Annotated in this window: 15 protein-coding genes, 2 tRNA genes and 2 pseudogenes; 12 read left to right on the top strand and 7 right to left on the bottom strand. The window is 42.8% G+C overall.

Annotated features, from left to right (window positions below; genetic code table 11):
- The first annotated feature begins 63 nt into the window (after positions 1-63).
- Positions 64-687 (top strand): recombinase family protein, encoded by a 624-nt coding sequence (locus tag MED222_RS02725; RefSeq protein WP_009848700.1) that lies wholly within the window; start codon positions 64-66, stop codon positions 685-687.
- 39 nt (positions 688-726) lie between these two features.
- Here the strand turns inward: MED222_RS02725 and MED222_RS02730 are convergent, their stop codons facing one another.
- The gene (locus tag MED222_RS02730; RefSeq protein WP_009848699.1) at positions 727-939 is read right to left on the bottom strand and encodes a hypothetical protein; all 213 of its coding nucleotides are present in this window, start codon (positions 937-939) and stop codon (positions 727-729) included.
- 187 nt (positions 940-1126) lie between these two features.
- On the opposite strand from MED222_RS02730, the gene MED222_RS02735 reads away from it, so the two are divergent.
- On the top strand, positions 1127-1969 hold the full coding sequence (locus MED222_RS02735; protein ID WP_009848698.1) for a hypothetical protein: 843 nt from the start codon (positions 1127-1129) through the stop codon (positions 1967-1969).
- Positions 1947-2354 (top strand): hypothetical protein, encoded by a 408-nt coding sequence (locus MED222_RS02740; protein WP_009848697.1) that lies wholly within the window; start codon positions 1947-1949, stop codon positions 2352-2354. Before MED222_RS02735 ends, MED222_RS02740 begins: the two co-directional genes overlap by 23 nt.
- Positions 2355-2404: 50 nt before the next feature.
- Here the strand turns inward: MED222_RS02740 and MED222_RS02745 are convergent, their stop codons facing one another.
- Positions 2405-3091, bottom strand: coding sequence for an SDR family oxidoreductase (locus tag MED222_RS02745; protein ID WP_009848696.1), 687 nt, complete (start codon positions 3089-3091; stop codon positions 2405-2407).
- A 261-nt stretch (positions 3092-3352) separates the two neighbouring features.
- Here MED222_RS02745 and MED222_RS02750 point away from each other — a divergent pair, with 261 nt between their 5' ends.
- Entirely contained in the window at positions 3353-4273 is a 921-nt protein-coding gene (locus MED222_RS02750) for a histone deacetylase family protein (protein WP_009848695.1), read from the top strand.
- A 65-nt stretch (positions 4274-4338) separates the two neighbouring features.
- Here the strand turns inward: MED222_RS02750 and MED222_RS02755 are convergent.
- A tRNA-Ser gene (locus tag MED222_RS02755) sits at positions 4339-4429 on the bottom strand.
- Positions 4430-4754: 325 nt separating this feature from the next.
- On the opposite strand from MED222_RS02755, the gene MED222_RS02760 reads away from it, so the two are divergent.
- The 3 genes from MED222_RS02760 (at position 4755) to MED222_RS22360 (ending at position 6637) form a co-directional block, all read left to right on the top strand.
- Complete coding sequence (locus tag MED222_RS02760) at positions 4755-5198, top strand: RrF2 family transcriptional regulator (RefSeq protein WP_009848694.1); 444 nt, start codon at positions 4755-4757, stop codon at positions 5196-5198.
- Between the two features lie 32 nt (positions 5199-5230).
- Positions 5231-6415, top strand: a complete 1185-nt coding sequence (locus MED222_RS02765) for an NnrS family protein (protein WP_009848693.1) — start codon at positions 5231-5233, stop codon at positions 6413-6415.
- 78 nt (positions 6416-6493) lie between these two features.
- Positions 6494-6637 carry a hypothetical protein gene (locus MED222_RS22360; RefSeq protein WP_157044877.1) on the top strand — a complete coding sequence of 48 codons (144 nt, stop codon included), beginning with the start codon at positions 6494-6496 and terminating at the stop codon, positions 6635-6637.
- A 429-nt stretch (positions 6638-7066) separates the two neighbouring features.
- Here MED222_RS22360 and MED222_RS02770 read toward each other — a convergent pair.
- The 3 genes from MED222_RS02770 to MED222_RS02780 all read right to left on the bottom strand — a co-directional run bounded on the left by MED222_RS02770 (position 7067) and on the right by MED222_RS02780 (position 9347).
- A tRNA-Ser gene (locus tag MED222_RS02770) sits at positions 7067-7157 on the bottom strand.
- 138 nt (positions 7158-7295) lie between these two features.
- Positions 7296-9092: a DUF3413 domain-containing protein gene (locus tag MED222_RS02775; RefSeq protein ID WP_009848691.1), complete on the bottom strand. Its 1797-nt coding sequence runs from the start codon at positions 9090-9092 to the stop codon at positions 7296-7298.
- Positions 9093-9119: 27 nt separating this feature from the next.
- Positions 9120-9347, bottom strand: coding sequence for a YejL family protein (locus tag MED222_RS02780; RefSeq protein WP_004734063.1), 228 nt, complete (start codon positions 9345-9347; stop codon positions 9120-9122).
- Positions 9348-9431: 84 nt separating this feature from the next.
- On the opposite strand from MED222_RS02780, the gene yejK reads away from it, so the two are divergent.
- The 4 genes and pseudogenes from yejK (at position 9432) to MED222_RS02795 (ending at position 13309) form a co-directional block, all read left to right on the top strand.
- Positions 9432-10436, top strand: a complete 1005-nt coding sequence (yejK, locus tag MED222_RS02785; protein ID WP_009848690.1) for a nucleoid-associated protein YejK — start codon at positions 9432-9434, stop codon at positions 10434-10436.
- 96 nt (positions 10437-10532) lie between these two features.
- Positions 10533-11319, top strand: a pseudogene (locus tag MED222_RS22860) (Hpt domain-containing protein); the annotation flags it as partial.
- Between the two features lie 368 nt (positions 11320-11687).
- Positions 11688-12059, top strand: a pseudogene (locus MED222_RS22855) (Hpt domain-containing protein); the annotation flags it as partial.
- Positions 12060-12130: 71 nt separating this feature from the next.
- Positions 12131-13309, top strand: a complete 1179-nt coding sequence (locus MED222_RS02795; RefSeq protein WP_009848688.1) for a hypothetical protein — start codon at positions 12131-12133, stop codon at positions 13307-13309.
- Positions 13310-13405: 96 nt separating this feature from the next.
- Here the strand turns inward: MED222_RS02795 and nhaC are convergent, their stop codons facing one another.
- Positions 13406-14842 carry a Na+/H+ antiporter NhaC gene (gene nhaC, locus MED222_RS02800; protein ID WP_009848687.1) on the bottom strand — a complete coding sequence of 479 codons (1437 nt, stop codon included), beginning with the start codon at positions 14840-14842 and terminating at the stop codon, positions 13406-13408.
- A 500-nt stretch (positions 14843-15342) separates the two neighbouring features.
- Between nhaC and asd the strand changes: the two genes are divergently transcribed.
- A partial coding sequence (gene asd / locus MED222_RS02805) for an aspartate-semialdehyde dehydrogenase (protein ID WP_009848686.1) occupies positions 15343-16276 on the top strand: 934 nt, incomplete at its 3' end.

Genomic DNA, 16276 nt, shown 5'->3' with positions numbered 1-16276 from the left:
TTGTCATAACTGTCCTTTCTAGCGTATGATTCATGCATCAAGCAGGACTTTAGGTTGTTAAGCATGAATTATACTGGTTACATTCGAGTTTCAGACATCAACAAAGCAGACGGTACATCACAGCGTAGAGCTATTCAGTCTTATGCTGATAAGGTAGGTATCACTATCTCTGAATGGGTAGAAGAACACGTATCAGCTAGTAAGACTGAGCTTGATGACCGTAAGTTGTCCACTCTGATTGCTTCACGGCATAACATTGTAGTCTCTGACATTACTCGATTAGGTCGTAACAAGGTGATGCAGCTTGTAGGTGTGATTGGTCAGATAGCTGCTTATGGTGAGCTTCACCTAGCTTATGATGAGCGTCTAATTAACGCTAAGAATGCTGATGATGCTGAAACTATCTTTACTGTGGTGGGTCAGTCCTTTGCTAGTGCAGTTGAAGCAAAGAAACGTTCAGAGCGAGCTAAAGCTGGTCATGCTAAACGCAAAGCTGATGGTTTACACATAGGACGTAAGCAAGGGCAAGCGGTTAAGAGCCGTCTTGATGAGCACGCAGCATTTGTTGTGAATGAGTTAGGTAAGGGCGTTGCTAAGACAAAGATTCTTAAAGCTCTTGAAGGTAGAGGTTGTAAGGTAGCTAGAAGTCGGTTTTATACTTGGCTTGAGGATAGGGGATTGAAATAGGCTGTGTGGTGCAATAGGGAGTCCATTCCCTTGTGTATGTTAATCCAAGTTATTGTCTTTGCTTGGGTCTGGGTTTGATACAGGGGTTTTAACACCGTTGATTTCTCTTACGTGGTAGTTGGAGTATTCACCGCTCTCAATCTTCTTAACGAACTGGTTTCTGGTCATGTCTGCACCAGTGTAGTTGTCGTGAAACTTAGTATTGCGTCCTGAACTGGACTCTTGAGTGGTAGTAACGCGCTTTCTTCCCATAATGTCACCTCTGGGTAGTAAATGTAATGTGCAAAATTGCCTGTTTATTTTAACAGTACTGAAGCGTATTGTGTAATTTATGTTCAATTGTGGGTGTTAGGTTTGATTTGCTTTCTAGTGGGACGAGTTTCTATGTTGTAGAATGCATAACAAGGCAAATAGTAATGACTTTTTAATGGTTTAGTTAATGGAAGCAACAGTCTTAGAGTTTCACCTTGAGTACAACCCAAACAGAAAGAACCCTGCGGAAGTATTCCATGCAATGGGTGATTTTATTTCAGCTTATCAGGAGATGGGGCAAATAATTGCTCAAGCTGTTGATTCAGAGGTGAACTTTGATGTTGAGTTGCAAGAAGTAACCCATGGTTGCATTCTCGCTAAGTTGTTATTGAAAGTTGAGGAATGGACTCGACCTGATGACCTATTCAAAGAACTGACTGGTGAAATGTCTCAAAAAGAACAGGTTCAACATGTCACGAACAAAGAAAGAGAACGACTAAAGAGTGAGATGACTAAGCGGAATCGAGCAAGCCGTTTTGACCCTTACATTAGTGATTTGGAAGTAGCTCTTGTTGCTGAGAAGTGGTCAGAAGGAAATCGAAAACTACAACCTGATGAGTATCTTAAAGTTTGTAATGAAGGTGCTGATTTATCAAATGTTGTTCCTTTTGACCCTAGCTTTAGGTTCACTGGAAATGTCAAACAGATGTTCTCGAATGAGCAAGGCCACTTTGATGGTGAAGAAGTTGTTGAGGTCATCAAACCATGTAAGAAAGCTACTTCTAAGTGGGTTGTGATTAGCACAAGAACTAACAAGAAGTACAGTGCTGACATTGCTCACAAAGAATGGCTGAATGAATACCTTAACTCTGATGTTCGTCTAGGTGGTAGTGACTATCTTAAAGTCGAAGTTGAGTATGATGTTATCGTTGAAAGGGGCGAAGAACGTATCAAGAATGCGAAGATTAAGAAGGTCGTAGACGTCATTACTTATCGTGGAACTCAGAATGAAATACCAACACCAGAATGAGTTTAGGTCGGTCTCTACTTCCTATTTATTCATCGTAACACCTTTCATTTTATTGGTGCTGGTTAAGGTCTTGACAGGGAAGTATGATGACTTGCTGCTTACTGGTGATTGGTCGATTGCTAGTGCGATGATTTATTCAAGCTCAATTGTTAATGTGAGAAGTGCCACAAGAGAGTACAAAGGTAAGTTGAATGAGGTCGGTTTGGATTGGTTTATGGGTGTAACAATCCTCATGTCATCAATTAGTATCACCATTTATGTGATAGCACTGATGCAACCAAGTAAACTGATAGGTGTGTTACAGATAGCTCTATTCGTTGCAGCTTCATTTGCTCACTTGAAGTACGGAAGATTAGCGTATCGCCTTAGAGGTGAGAGAGTTTAAAGAATTTATAAGGGAGTGGTCAGAAATGGTCACTCCCTTTTTAGTGCCTGTTACCAAGGAATCTCAGTACCATCGTAATTAAGGAATCTACCGCTATCTGATGGTGTCAGGTTTTCAATCACATTTACCAAGCCTCTTGCGCTTTCGGGTGCAGACAAGATTGCATTGGGCCCGCCCATTTCCGTCTGTACCCAACCAGGATGTAACGCTAACACTGTAAAGCCATTATCGGTCAAGTCGTTGCTTAAACTCTTCACAACTGAGTTAAGAGCCGCTTTAGATGAACGATAGATGTAGCCTCCGCCTGATGTGTTTTCAGACATGCTACCCACTCTAGATGAAAGACAGGCGATCTTTTTGACGTCACTACTTTCGATAAGAGGTAATAGAGTCTCGACAAGCTTCAATGGAGCAATGGTGTTGACTTCGAATACACGGCGCCACTCTTCGACATCGGGATTACCCAGACCATAACCTTTAGGGCCATAGTAGCCAGCGTTGTTGATCAAAATATCAATCGACTCTATTTGCGAATTGAGGTGGCTCACCGCTTGGTAATCGGTGATCTCTAATTGAATGCAGGTCAGGTTGCTATTGTGGTCTGCGAGAGAGAGCAGTTCTTTTGCTGAATTGGCGTCACGGTAAGTTGCGTACACCTTGTGATTACCTTTCAAGTATTGTTGAGTCAGACTTAAGCCAATGCCGCGGTTCGCTCCAGTAATAAAAATAACGCTCATGGTGATTCCTTTTCAGTTCAATTAGTTAAGTTTGATGGCTTAACACGAGAAAATCAACGCTCCACCAACTGGCTATTAGCATTCCTACAAAAATCATTACTGCTGCCATCGAGCCGCAGATCACACCACAGATGAGTATTACGTTTTTCATTGTTGTCTCTGGAACTAATTAAAGGTAATGATAATTATTATCATTAATTAGGGTTGTCGCCAAGTCTGAGACTGTTATGATTTTGAGAAAGATACGCAATTTACTTGATTATGATTCCTTTAATTTACCACCCAATCTATTCGCAGTTACCTTTACCAGAAGGTCATCGTTACCCAATCAACAAATATCTGTTGTTACACAGTGCTGTGGAGGCGCTAATGGATAGCGATCCACAATGGGGTAATGCATTCGAAATGTTCCAGCCAATGCCTGTTTCGGTAGAACAAGTAAAGCAGGTACACGATGGTGAATATGTCGATTTGCTAGTTTCTGGAAATTTGCCAGCAGCAAAAATGAGACGTATCGGCTTTCCGTGGAGTGAACAGCTTATAGAAAGGACACTCTATTCAAGTGGTGGAACCTGCTTGGCCGCTGAAATGGCCATCGAGAGTGGTTTAGCGATTCATCTCAGCGGTGGCTATCATCATGCGCACCGAGATTTTGGCAGTGGCTTCTGTTTGTTGAATGATCTGGTCTTGGCGGCCAAGCACGCATTAACCTTTGAGCATATAGATAAAGTGCTGATCGTCGACAGTGATGTTCACCATGGCGATGGTACAGCGACACTTTGCCAAGAGAGCGATGAGATTATTACTTTGTCATTCCACTGCGACAAAAATTTTCCTGCGCGTAAACCGTTATCTGATTTAGATGTGCCATTAAGTCGTGAAACAGAAGATGAAGAGTTCTTACGTTGTTTTGAACAAGTCACCAAGTTGGCGATTGCGCATCACCAACCTGATCTCATTATTTATGACGCGGGGATCGACATCCATCAAGACGATGAACTGGGTTATTTGAATGTTTCGACAAAAGGGATATTTGAACGCGACTGTTTCATGATTGAATTAGCGAAATCAGAGTCTATTCCAATGGCGTGTGTAGTCGGTGGCGGATATCGAACTGAACATCAAGATCTGGTGCCGATTCACATGCAGTTATTGAAGGCCGCATTTACTGTCAGCAGTTGAGTGGTGAGCTTGTGTGATCTCCAGATACAAAAAAGCCGCTGATTTCTCAGCGGCTTTCTTTAATGTGGTGGAGGGATAGGGATTTGAACCCTAGAACCGCTATTAACGGTTGCCGGTTTTCAAGACCGGTGCTTTCGACCACTCAGCCATCCCTCCAGTGCCGCGAATAATATAGTGGTGTGATTCGCTTGTAAATACCCTTATTAACTGACTGCTTTTTTTATGAACAAGTTTGTGTGTTTTTATATTGTCAGAGTGAAAATATATCGAAAAATGTTTCTGATCGCTTCGACTTAGAGGATTAGATCTCGTTTGAGAAAGGAAGATGGAGATAGGATCTCATACAACAGATGTGAGAAACGTCATTAAGATCGCAGCCTTAGCTTCTTGGTGCTTAGCCACTACTCCTCATTAGGTTAACTTGCCTTTATTACTCATAAGATTCATAATAAATACATCTTATAGAGTGAAATATCCCAACATGCATATCACACGTTACACTGATTATTCCCTACGCGTTCTGATCTATTTAGCGATCAACAACCAATCTCTTAGCACCATCGGCGACATTGCTAACAGTTATGGTATTTCTAAAAACCACTTAATGAAGATCGTTCAGCAACTCAACCTCAAAGGGCACCTGATCGCTACAAGAGGAAAAAATGGTGGTTTGAAACTCAGTTGCCATCCAAGTCAGATCAACATAGGTACGTTAGTTCGAGAGTTAGAAGACAAACGTAACTTGGTTGAATGTTTTGGCGAAGATAATAGCTGTGTTATTACACCAAATTGCCAATTGAAAACAATCTTTGCTGAAGCTCAAGAGTGTTTTTACAAATGCTTAGACGCTTATAGCTTGCAAGATCTCCTCGGCGAAGGGCACAGCTACAAACTAGGGCAACTTTTGGCGGTTGACGTTATTTAAGTAAGTTTTGTTTACTCACTAGGTTTACGATGATGAAAGATTTAAATCAACCCCCTAACAATGGCGTTTCAATGACGGCATTTTTTGAGCTCGCGTTTCGACCGTTTTTTTTGTTTGCATCACTTTTTAGCGTTGCAGCTCTAGTTGGTTGGGCCGCGTTTTGGAATGGTAGCGCAACTCTGAATGTTTATGGCGGAGCAATGTGGTGGCATATTCATGAAATGTTATTTGGCTTTGCAGCTACTGTCGTGGTTGGCTTTTTACTGACGGCCGTACAAAACTGGACGGGTGTCCGTAGTATTAACGGACGCGGGTTAATGATACTTCTGGTTATCTGGCTGTGTGCGAGAATAGCCATGTTCCTACCTAATGCCTTTAGCCCTTGGTTGGTGGCTGGGCTCGATTTACTGTTTTTGCCTGTCGCTGTCATTTATCTTGCTCACAATATTGTCAGTGTGAAACTTTGGCGAAATCTATTGTTCGTTCCCATTTTGCTGCTAATGACTTTTGCCAATGCGGCGATGCACTATGGTGTTCTATTTCAGCAGCCAATCTTAATTTCACAAGCTAGCACAAGCATGGTGCTGTTGGTGACTCTAGTCATGTGCATTATGGGTGGACGAGTCTTTCCTATGTTTACCGCGAATGGCACACAGACACCACGAACCCCTGCATTACCATGGCTTGAAAAGCTGAGCATCGTGAGCACGATTTTCGCCGTTGTGTTGAGCTTTCAGATACTTCCAGTTCCACAAGATATCGTTGCTAGCGTGTTTATTGTCAGTGGCCTGGCAAATGCGGTTAGGGCGGTAAGGTGGAAAATATGGGTCGCTTTTAAGACTCCTCTTGTGTGGTCTTTACACTTAAGCTACTGGGCCATTTCGTTAGGATTGGTCTTGTATGGCGTTTCGATCATTTCGTCATTGGTCACACAATCACAAGCGATTCATGCCTTAACCGTGGGTGGAATGGGGGTGATGATCTTATCAATGATCTCACGCGTCTCTCTAGGACATACAGGTCGAGCTATTGCGATTGGTAAAATAATGACTGCGGCGTTAATTGCCATTGTTTTTGCCTTTATTGTTCGAGTATTTGGTGGATACTTTACCAATAATATTGTCTCTATCATCACCTTATCGAGTGCTCTGTGGGTTGTCGCGTACAGTTGTTTCGTTGTGTTGTACTTACCAATTTTAATAAAACCAAGGGCTTAAATACCTCAAGACACCAAGCAGCCAATTTGGCTAATATTAAAGTTGCATTTAAAATACATCTTTAATATTATGACCTTAATGAGTTACTTAAATACAATCAAAGAGAGCATAATTATGAGCTGTTGTGGCGGATGTGGTGGTTCAAACCACGAAGAAAAAGCAAATGAAGCTGAACAAAAAAAACAAGCAGAGCAGCAAGATACTAAGCAAGAAAACGCTTAATTAGATCTGCACTCAAGCCAAATTTAAAAATCCAGAGACTTCGATGAAGCCTCTGGATTTTTTTATCGTTATGTATTCACAATGAGAACCTGAAGAAACCTAGGGCACTATTCCAATAAACATCCCCCAATTCTTCAAGTTACTTGGTCATGCATTGGTGGCGTAGGTCTACATGTTTATTGGCAGGGATGTTTTGTTGCAACAGTGACGTCGAATTTCGATAGGTTTTAAAGGTAAAGAGTCAGTTACCTATGCTATATGTTTAAATACAACAGAGCGGTAATAGGCTTGAAGTTGCCGTGATAAACAGGTTTAAGTCAGATTCCGATAGTTAAGGACTTTGACTGGTTGACTAACTGACTCTTAGATTCGATTAACTTTACGCTAGATGCAAAAAAGCCGCTGATTTCTCAGCGGCTTTCTTAAATGTGGTGGAGGGATAGGGATTTGAACCCTAGAACCGCTATTAACGGTTGCCGGTTTTCAAGACCGGTGCTTTCGACCACTCAGCCATCCCTCCAGTGGCGTGAATAATATAAGGGGCAGAGGGTCTTGTAAACCCTTAATTTTCATAATTTTGTTTTGTTGCTTGTTTTCTAATCATTCACGGCAATAAAAAAGGGAAGCCATTGGCTTCCCTTTTCTTTTTGATGATCATTTAGTCATTTTTGGTATAGAACCGCTGTAACTCAGTAAGGCCTTGCATCAACACTGGCAAGCGAGGGCTTACATCTTTCAGACGTTTGTAATTCTGATCGTACAATTTGTAGTTACCAAACTTATCTAACACCGTTGTTTGTTGGTCAGTAACAAGAGCAAGTTCACGTGAGTCTCCTGCAAGAATCCATTTTCTTCTACGCTCATCAAACAGGCTACGTCCACTACTAAAATCTGTAGGGTTCGAAGATACACCTAATAGCTCTTGCATTAGCGTGACTGACACATCTAGGTGACTAGAACGGTGAGTATATTCAGATGCTGACTTACCTGGCCATTTGATGAACAGAGGCACTTGTAGTTGGTAACGACTGTAATTGGAGTTTGCGCCCCAACTGTTGGTTTTCGTCTCGTTAAATTCAGTACCGTGGTTAGAGGTAATGATAACCACTGTGTTGTCTTGAAGATCTAGGCGCTCCAACTCTGCGTAGATTTTCGTTAACTGAACATCAGCCGCTTGAGTCGATTTTTGGTAATCTGCAGTAAAACGTTCAGCGGTAGTCAACGTCACATCTGTTTCGTAACTAGAGAAGTTATCGAGCGTTGTTAGCTCAATAAAGTTAAACCAAGGGCTTTTTGCTTGTGGTGATTGAACCCATTCAGACCAAGCTTGTATTGCGCTTTGGTCATCATCTGTTGCTTGCTCTGGGAGCGCATCACGGCCTCGGAAGATGACTTCCGGGTAAAGGGCGTCGTCAAAGTCATCACCGCTAAAAGCGGCAAGTGTATAATTGTGATGATCTAGCACATCGAGCAGTACTGCGCTCGAACCTTGTGCTTTGATGCTGCTTGCGTAGCTGCTAGGAAGGCCATAGAACAATCCGAAAATACCAAACATGTCGTTACTTGAACTGTAGTGATTGGTGAAGTTGATCGATTGTTGTGCATAGGCATAGCTGCTTGGCATCGCAGTGCTATTGAGTGCATCAGCGCGAAGATTATTCACACTCACAAGTAGAATATTAAGATCAGCACTGCGGCGGTTGTATTGAATTTTTTCTAGCGGGTAGCTAACTAAGTTTACGTTCTCTTGGTTCGCTTCTAAACGCTGCAAATACTCTTCACGGTCTAATAGACCATGCTTTTCCATAAAGCTTTTTGCTGTCATAGGATAAGACAGTGGGAAATTCGCTTTCTGGCTTGTAATTGGGTTGTAGAAATACGCATCAGCCCACATGTAGGTCAAGTGGCTGCTGATGAAACACAAGAAGAAGACGGCAGTAATAGGACGGCCAATGTGTTTATGAGACAGTTTACGTTGCTTACGCCAAACCCACTCAGACAGACCTAGCTGCAATAAGAAGATTAGTGGCATTACAATGAAGAGGTGCTGCAAATCAGAAGTGAGTGCAGACTCCTCTCCACTGAATAAAACCTCCCACACGACAGGTGTCAGGTGGAGGTTTATATTTTGATACGTTTGGGTATCAATCAGTAGGACAGTTAAACCTATGGTTGCGAAGATAACGGCAACCAAACGTAATAACTTCCTCGACGGAAGAATAAAAGTGAGTGGGAACAGCACTAATAGATAGAGCGCGAACACCAAAAATCCAAAATGACCAACCCATGATGCAGCCAAATAGAATTGACCCAATAGGGTTTCCGGCCAAGCAGATTGAGTAATATAACGAGTACCAATCAACATCGCAGCAATGATGTTGAAAAATGCAAACCAGTGGCCCCAACCTACCAGTCGAGATACACGATCGCTATATGAGTTTGCGCTGTCTACCATTTATAATTCTTTTTCCGTCAATCAAACTTAGTGAGACTTTTTATCTTCAAGAGAAGAAATTAAAGCTTCGGCAAATTTTTCAGCAATTCCTTTGCGTTGTGAAGCAGCAACGTTCTGATTTAAGACATTGGTTGCGATATTTCCAGCGATCATCAATGAAAGCTCAGGTGAAGCTTTGTGCTTAGTCAGTACAGCACCTACTTCAGCTAGGATTTTTTCAACTTGATCATCTGTGTATTTAGATATAATCGGCATAAGGACTCTAATAATGATAGTAAAAGCGGCTTATGATAACCTACTATGCACAACAACTGAAACCTGAACGGTAATATTTTCGCTATGAGCCTTCACCTTTCCAACGTAATTTTACACCAGCTAAGCAAGAACGATCAGGAAGAGCTGATTGTTAACTATCGTGCTGAATCTCTAGAAAACGATACTGCATCTGAAAACCTAGTCGCTGAACTTCACCGAGTTTTTAATTCAAAAGCAGGTAAAGGATTTGGTTCTTTCAAATCCGACAGCGAATTCCAGCAGTCGTTGCATGAATTTCGAGCTGGAGAACAAAGTTTTTATGATTTCTCTCAAAAAAGTGCGCTACGTCTAAAAGATGAGCTTTCAAAGTATCCTTTTGCTGATGAAGGCACTTTGGTACTGGCTGAATATCAATCACTGGCGACAGACTACCTTTTCATCGGACTACTGCCTTCTAACCAAAGTTTGAAAGTGACCGAAGGGCTAGATATTAGTGCGACGGATTACCTGGATATCTCGAAGATGGATATTGTTGCGCGCCTTGATCTTTCAACATACGACACAGACAAAGAGTCAAACCGTTACCTTACTTATATTAAAGGGCGCGTTGGTCGTAAAGTCGCTGACTTCTTCTTAGACTTCCTTCAAGCAGAAGTAGGCTTGGATGCTAAGCAGCAAAACCAAGTATTGATGCAAGCGGTAGAAGACTTTGTTTCTGACTCTAAGTTAGAGAAAGAGGAAGCGATCAGCTATAAAAAACAAGTTGCGGATTACTGTAACGAACAGCTTAAAGCGGGTGATGAAGTTCAAGTTCGTGAACTTTCTGGAGAATTGCCAGCAAGCACAGATGGTACAAGCTTCTTTGACTATACTAGTGAGCAAGGTTATGAGTTAGAAGACAGCTTCCCAGCAGACCGCGCAACTATGCGTAAACTAACAAAATTTGTTGGTGCTGGTGGCGGTTTGAATGTTAGTTTTGATAGTCTGCTTTTAGGTGAGCGTATCTTCTACGATCCAGAGACAGACACGCTAACCATTAAAGGGACGCCACCGAACTTACGTGATCAACTGACTCGCAATAAGTCATAGTACGAAGTTATTAGGTAGCATGCGACAGCAGGTTGTTGTCGCTTGTTTATGTTTAGCAACATAATGGTTTAGAGTTCGCATGAACAAGGAATATCGATGGAACAATCAGTAGCAAAGCCCAATCGCTTTAAAAGACCCGCAACTTTTTTGGTTGCACTCTTGGCTCTGTGGCTACTTCCTTCACTGGCTCTCCTTAATCTAAGCCGTTCTTACTCTCACTCGCTCGCTCAAATTGAAGAACTCGGTATTCGCGTTAATGAATTGAGGCAATCGCTTTATTTCTCTGAGCCGCTGCGAGTCTCTCGCATTAATGATTTAGCACTCGATGCTCAATTGGTTTATTCGATCCGACTGCAGATAGAATCTGATTTCCAACACGCCTTGTTTCGTCCTGATGTGAACCAACTGCTTTACGTTGCCGATCAATTTTTAGAAAAATTTGATGAATTCATTCCGATAGAAAGTCAGGTGCAAGATATCGTCGATAACATCAAAGTGTTACGCACAGATACACAACTTTCCCCTAAGTTAAAGCCGCTACTCAACGAATTTGGTGTCGTCGTTTTTGAAGCGATGTATTCCGATAACCAAAGTTCATCAGCAACTTATCGCGCCTTTGATTCTATACTTGAAAAATCTTATTCATTAAAATCCGAAGAGCAAGATGCACTCCAACAATTACTGGCTGATGCTTCAGCATTGCTGAGTGATTACGCTCAGCTCAATTATTTAGTCGATAAAATTAAGAAGAATTCAGTAAACGAACAGATCATTAAACTTGAAGCTGAGTTCCATGAACGTCAATACAACCTATTATTGATCATGCTAGGGTTAAGCTTAGTGGCAATGATTGCGTTAGTGTTGTGGAGTGTTAGGTCCCAAAAATCGATGAAAGAAGTAGACCAAGAACTCAGACCGGAACCAGTCATCGATTCAAGTCAGGACGATGCTCTCTCTACTTCCAACAAAGATACGTCTTCTCGTAACGATACTGCTGCTCGCAATAATATTGTTTCTCACAGCGATATTGCTTCTTCCGCGGTGACGCCACCAAGTAATCCCCCATCAGTATTAGATATTACGCCAGCGAGTCAACATTCTGATATCCAACCACAGCAGAGTGTTTGTACGACAAGCCCGCAAGCTATTTCACAAGAACCGATTTTGCAAGAACCTATTCCACAAGTTCCGGTTCAGCAAAACTCTATTCAGCAACCCCCAACTCAGCGAACACCAGAACAAGTGCAAGAGCCAGAGAAGCACATTGCCAGTGTGACGGATTCAAAGCCAGCGATTGATATTGAAGAGATGCTAGAGACTCTTGATGGCGATACCGAGTCTGTTGAATTGTTGCTAGGGGTCTTTGTCGAAGATCACGCAGATGACTATACCAGATTCAAATCTCTGCTAACCAAGGATGAAACCTCTGCTGCTCGCATTGTGCACAGCTTAAAAGGTGTGGCTGGCAGCATCAAAGCGTCTCGGTTAGCGATCATTGCAGCGACTATTGAAATGACAATGAAGCAGTCCAGAGCCATCAGCGAGCACGATTTAGCCGAACTAGAGCTAGCGATAAAAGCCTCTGTAGATTCTGCTCATGACTATTTAAATACCCAACGTTAACTTTTACAGGTTTTTTGACTCTGACGAAGCGCTCATACAATCCGCGCCCTTAGTCTTTGTCAGAGGTTTATATGTCACGAGTTTCGAGTCGAAATTGGATCGTGTTAGTGCTTAGCATTGTGCTAAGTGGTTGTTCTCTTTTGGAAGTTAAGCTAGATAGTCAAACGACGCCTCTTACTCAGCAAGAGTTACAGGCTCGGATCATGACGCGTGAATACGCCAAGATGTTTTTTACACGAGTAGAAGACTCGGCCGATCTCATTGCGCAATCTTACCCTGCTGATGACACCTTACATCAATCTTATGTGTTGCTTTGGAAGATCCATGCTGAGCAGGGCTTACAACAAGCAGCGTACCAAACCTCCCCAATGTCAGCATTAATTGACTCATGGGTTTTCACAGCCCAAATGAATCAGTTTTATAGCCAAGGCGATGGTGCGGATCTGTTCGTGACGGATAATGCGGTAGAGACTGCTCGTTCTCTTGACCAAGAAGCTGAGAAGCTAGCAAAGGGTGTATTGAGCTCAAGTGATTTCAAAAAGAGCAAAGCATTCGTCGCAGAGTTCGCCGCGAGCAATCCTTTTAAAGATCTTACCTTCAGAAGCACACCCGCTTACCGTGAATGGCTAAGTTACCTTGGTAAAGACGAATCTCAAATCGTTCAAAGCCTAGGTACCATGCCGGAGGCGATGGGCGATGCATCAGACCGCTTAAGCCTAATGGCTGACCAAACACCGAAATTGATGACGTGGAAAGCTGAGTTGGTGGCGATGAATAGCTCGCTAACGGGTGAAGACCTATCGATGACGCTGGAAAGCCTTCGTCAAACATCAGCAAGCATGCAGGACTTCATTGAGAATAACCCTGAGTACATGCAAACACTGGCTTCTATTATGTCGACAGAAATGCAGCCTCTGCTCAACGACCTAAGTGATAAGACAGATCAAAAATTGGCGATGCTCACTGAAGAACGTGTAGCCTTAGAAAAAATGGTGACACGAGAGAGAGAAGCTCTGGTCGCGATGATTGCGAAAGAGCGTATTGAAATTGCAGGCATTGTGACTTCTGAAAGGGAACTGTTTACACAAGATCTTGATCGCGTCTCTCAAGAGGTGGTGGTACTCGCTATTGATAAACTGATGGACTTAATCAAAGGTGTGATTATTTACTTCATCCTGTTTATCTTGGTGGTGTTCTTTGCACCGTTAGGCATCGGTTATTGGTTGGGTAAACGAACCGCCAACAAATAAATTCAGTAATTAAGTAGATCAAAAAAGAGCGCTCTAGAGCGCTCTTTTGGCATTTATATCATCAACATTTTTGTGCTTAAGCACTAAAGCCTTAGCTTAAGCTTGTTGCTTGCTCAGTTCAGCGGCTTCTTCAGTTTCAAGCGCTGGTGCTGTTGGTTCACATTTATCAACGAACCAACCCATGTAAGACGTTACGATAGTCACGAGGATACAGATGAAGCTCAACCACATGAACGGAGCGTAAGAGAGCGTTGCGACACCAAGAATACTCGCCATGTAGATACCGTTATCACTCCAAGGAACCATGCCTGAGGTTAACGTGCCACCAAACTCAGCATTACGAGATAGGTTCTTACGTTTGTAGCCCAAACGGTCGTAGTTCTTCGCACAGATTTTTGGCGTAAGGATTAACGATACGTACATCGCAGAACCGAACACGTTACCCATGAAAGCCGTGCCGATCGTGCTTGTTGCTAGAGAGCCTGCGCTATTTACTCGGCGCTCGAACACCTTAGCAATCGTCTCTAATACGCCCACTTTATCCAGTAAGCCACCAAAACCTAAACCAAACACAATTACCGCTACCGAACCAAGCATTGAAGACATGCCGCCACGGTTAAGAATCGAGTCAATAAACTCTACGCCAGAGGAGATAGAGAACGGTGCCCAAGCAGTATTGAATGCCGTTAGGAAATCGATATCTTGGATCATGACTGCCCAGATAATACCTAGCAGAGAACCGAAGCTGATTACCGGGAATGAAGGCATGCGGAAAGCCAACAGACCAAGCACGATCAGTACTGGGACAAATGAGTAAGGCGTGATGTAGAACTGAACTTCCATTGCTTTAATGACAGAATCTACTTGGCTCATGTCAACGTTACCTGCGTAGTGAAAACCAAACGCAGTAAACATGATGCCAGTAATCACGTAGCTGATTAACGCAACTGGCAGCATGCCCTTGATGTGCTCAACCACTTCAACACCAGACATTGAAGAAGCCAGAATCACTGAATCAGAAAGTGGAGACATCTTGTCGCCGAAGTAACAACCTGACAGCACTGCACCTGCAGTAATCGGTGCTGGAACACCTAGGCCTTGGCCAATACCCATCATCGCGATACCTGCTGTACCCGCAGCGCCCCAAGAAGTACCAGTTGCCAATGCGGTTAGAGAACAGATAATCATGGTCGCTAAAAGGAAGATAGAAGGGTGGATAGCTTTCAGACCATAGTAAATGATAGTAGGTACGATCCCGCCTGAGATCCAAGTACCAACAAGAGCGCCAACGGCTAAAAGTATTAAAACCGCGCCTAAGCCATTGGATATTCCTTTGAGTGCCGCTTTTTCTAAGTCTTTGTATTCGTGGCCAAGGCGAATACCGAGAACCATGATAATGAACCAGCCAATATACAAGGCAAGTTGAATTGGAAGGTCAAGCTTTGCAGTAAAGGAAAAAGCAAGGGATAGAAATAATCCTAACGCGATGAATACCTGCAATAGGTTCGGTAGGCGAGTTTTACTCTGCTTCATAAAAGCCTCTTGTGATTTCGAGCATTTATAGTGCTTCGTTATGGTGTGTGGTGCAAAACGGACACTACAGTAATTAGTTTATTATATCGAAAAAATACATCCAAGTTGTGATATTTGACTGCTAACACAGTTAATCATGGTTTCATTATCTGAAATATTGTTAAATTCATGGTTCTTACATGTTGAAACTTGTCGCACGTTGTTTTCGTTTTGTGAAGTATTATTCTGGATAGTATTGATTAAAAAGAGGGATTTACTGTTTGTGACGCGAGTGGGATTAAGCTGCTTTGGCGATGCAAATGTTTGAATTTGAGGATAATGGGCGTTTTATCAATGAGGTGGATATTAAATGTCGATACAGGGATAACTGCACGATTCATTGCGTTCACTTAAAAGAAACGAAAAAGTTACACTTTTTGACAAAAAGCACTTGAGTTCTGTTTCTGAAAAACTTATAGATGGGGGAGAGCAATTTTTAATTTATACATGGAGAGTGAGCGATGAGAGTAGGTCTAGTTGGTTGGCGCGGTATGGTTGGTTCTGTATTGATGCAACGTATGGTTGAAGAGAAAGATTTCGACTTGATTGAACCTGTTTATTACAGCACGTCTCAGATTGGTATTCCTGCCCCTGTTTTGGGTGGTAAAGATGCGGGTCTACTTCAAGACGCTTTTGATATTGATAGCCTAAAACAGCTTGATGCGGTGATTACCTGTCAAGGCGGAGACTACACCTCAAAAGTATACCCAGCACTGCGTCAAGCAGGTTGGAAAGGCTACTGGATTGATGCGGCTTCTACCTTACGTATGGACGCGGATTCAATCATCACTCTTGATCCTGTTAACTTGGCTCAAATCCAACAAGGTATCCACGGCGGGACTAATACTTTCGTAGGCGGTAACTGTACTGTGAGCTTAATGCTTATGGCTTTGGGTGGTCTATACGAGAAAGGCATGGTTGAGTGGATGAGTGCCATGACTTACCAAGCCGCTTCAGGTGCGGGCGCTAAGAACATGCGTGAACTGATCTCACAAATGGGTGTGATCAACGACAGCGTAAGTTCTGAGTTAGCGAACCCTTCAAGTTCAATTCTTGATCTCGATAAGAAAGTCGCTGATACCATTCGTTCATCTTCATTTCCAACCGATCAGTTCGGTGCTCCGCTTGCGGGCTCACTGATTCCTTGGATCGATGTGAAGCGTGAAAACGGTCAAAGCAAAGAAGAGTGGAAAGCCGGCGTTGAAGCGAACAAGATTCTTGGCCTAGATGGTCAGCCAATCCCAATTGATGGCACTTGTGTACGAATCGGTGCAATGCGTTGTCACGCTCAAGCACTAACGATTAAGCTTAAGCAAGATGTGCCTATGGACGAGATCGAAGAGATCATCGCGACGCACAATGATTGGGTTAAAGTGATTCCTAATGACCGAGACA

The organism is Vibrio sp. MED222, assembly GCF_000153005.1.
GTDB classification, from domain to species: Bacteria; Pseudomonadota; Gammaproteobacteria; order Enterobacterales; family Vibrionaceae; genus Vibrio; species Vibrio tasmaniensis_A.
The sequence above is the reverse complement of the archived record's forward strand: the minus strand, read 5'-3'. Positions and strand labels throughout refer to the sequence as shown.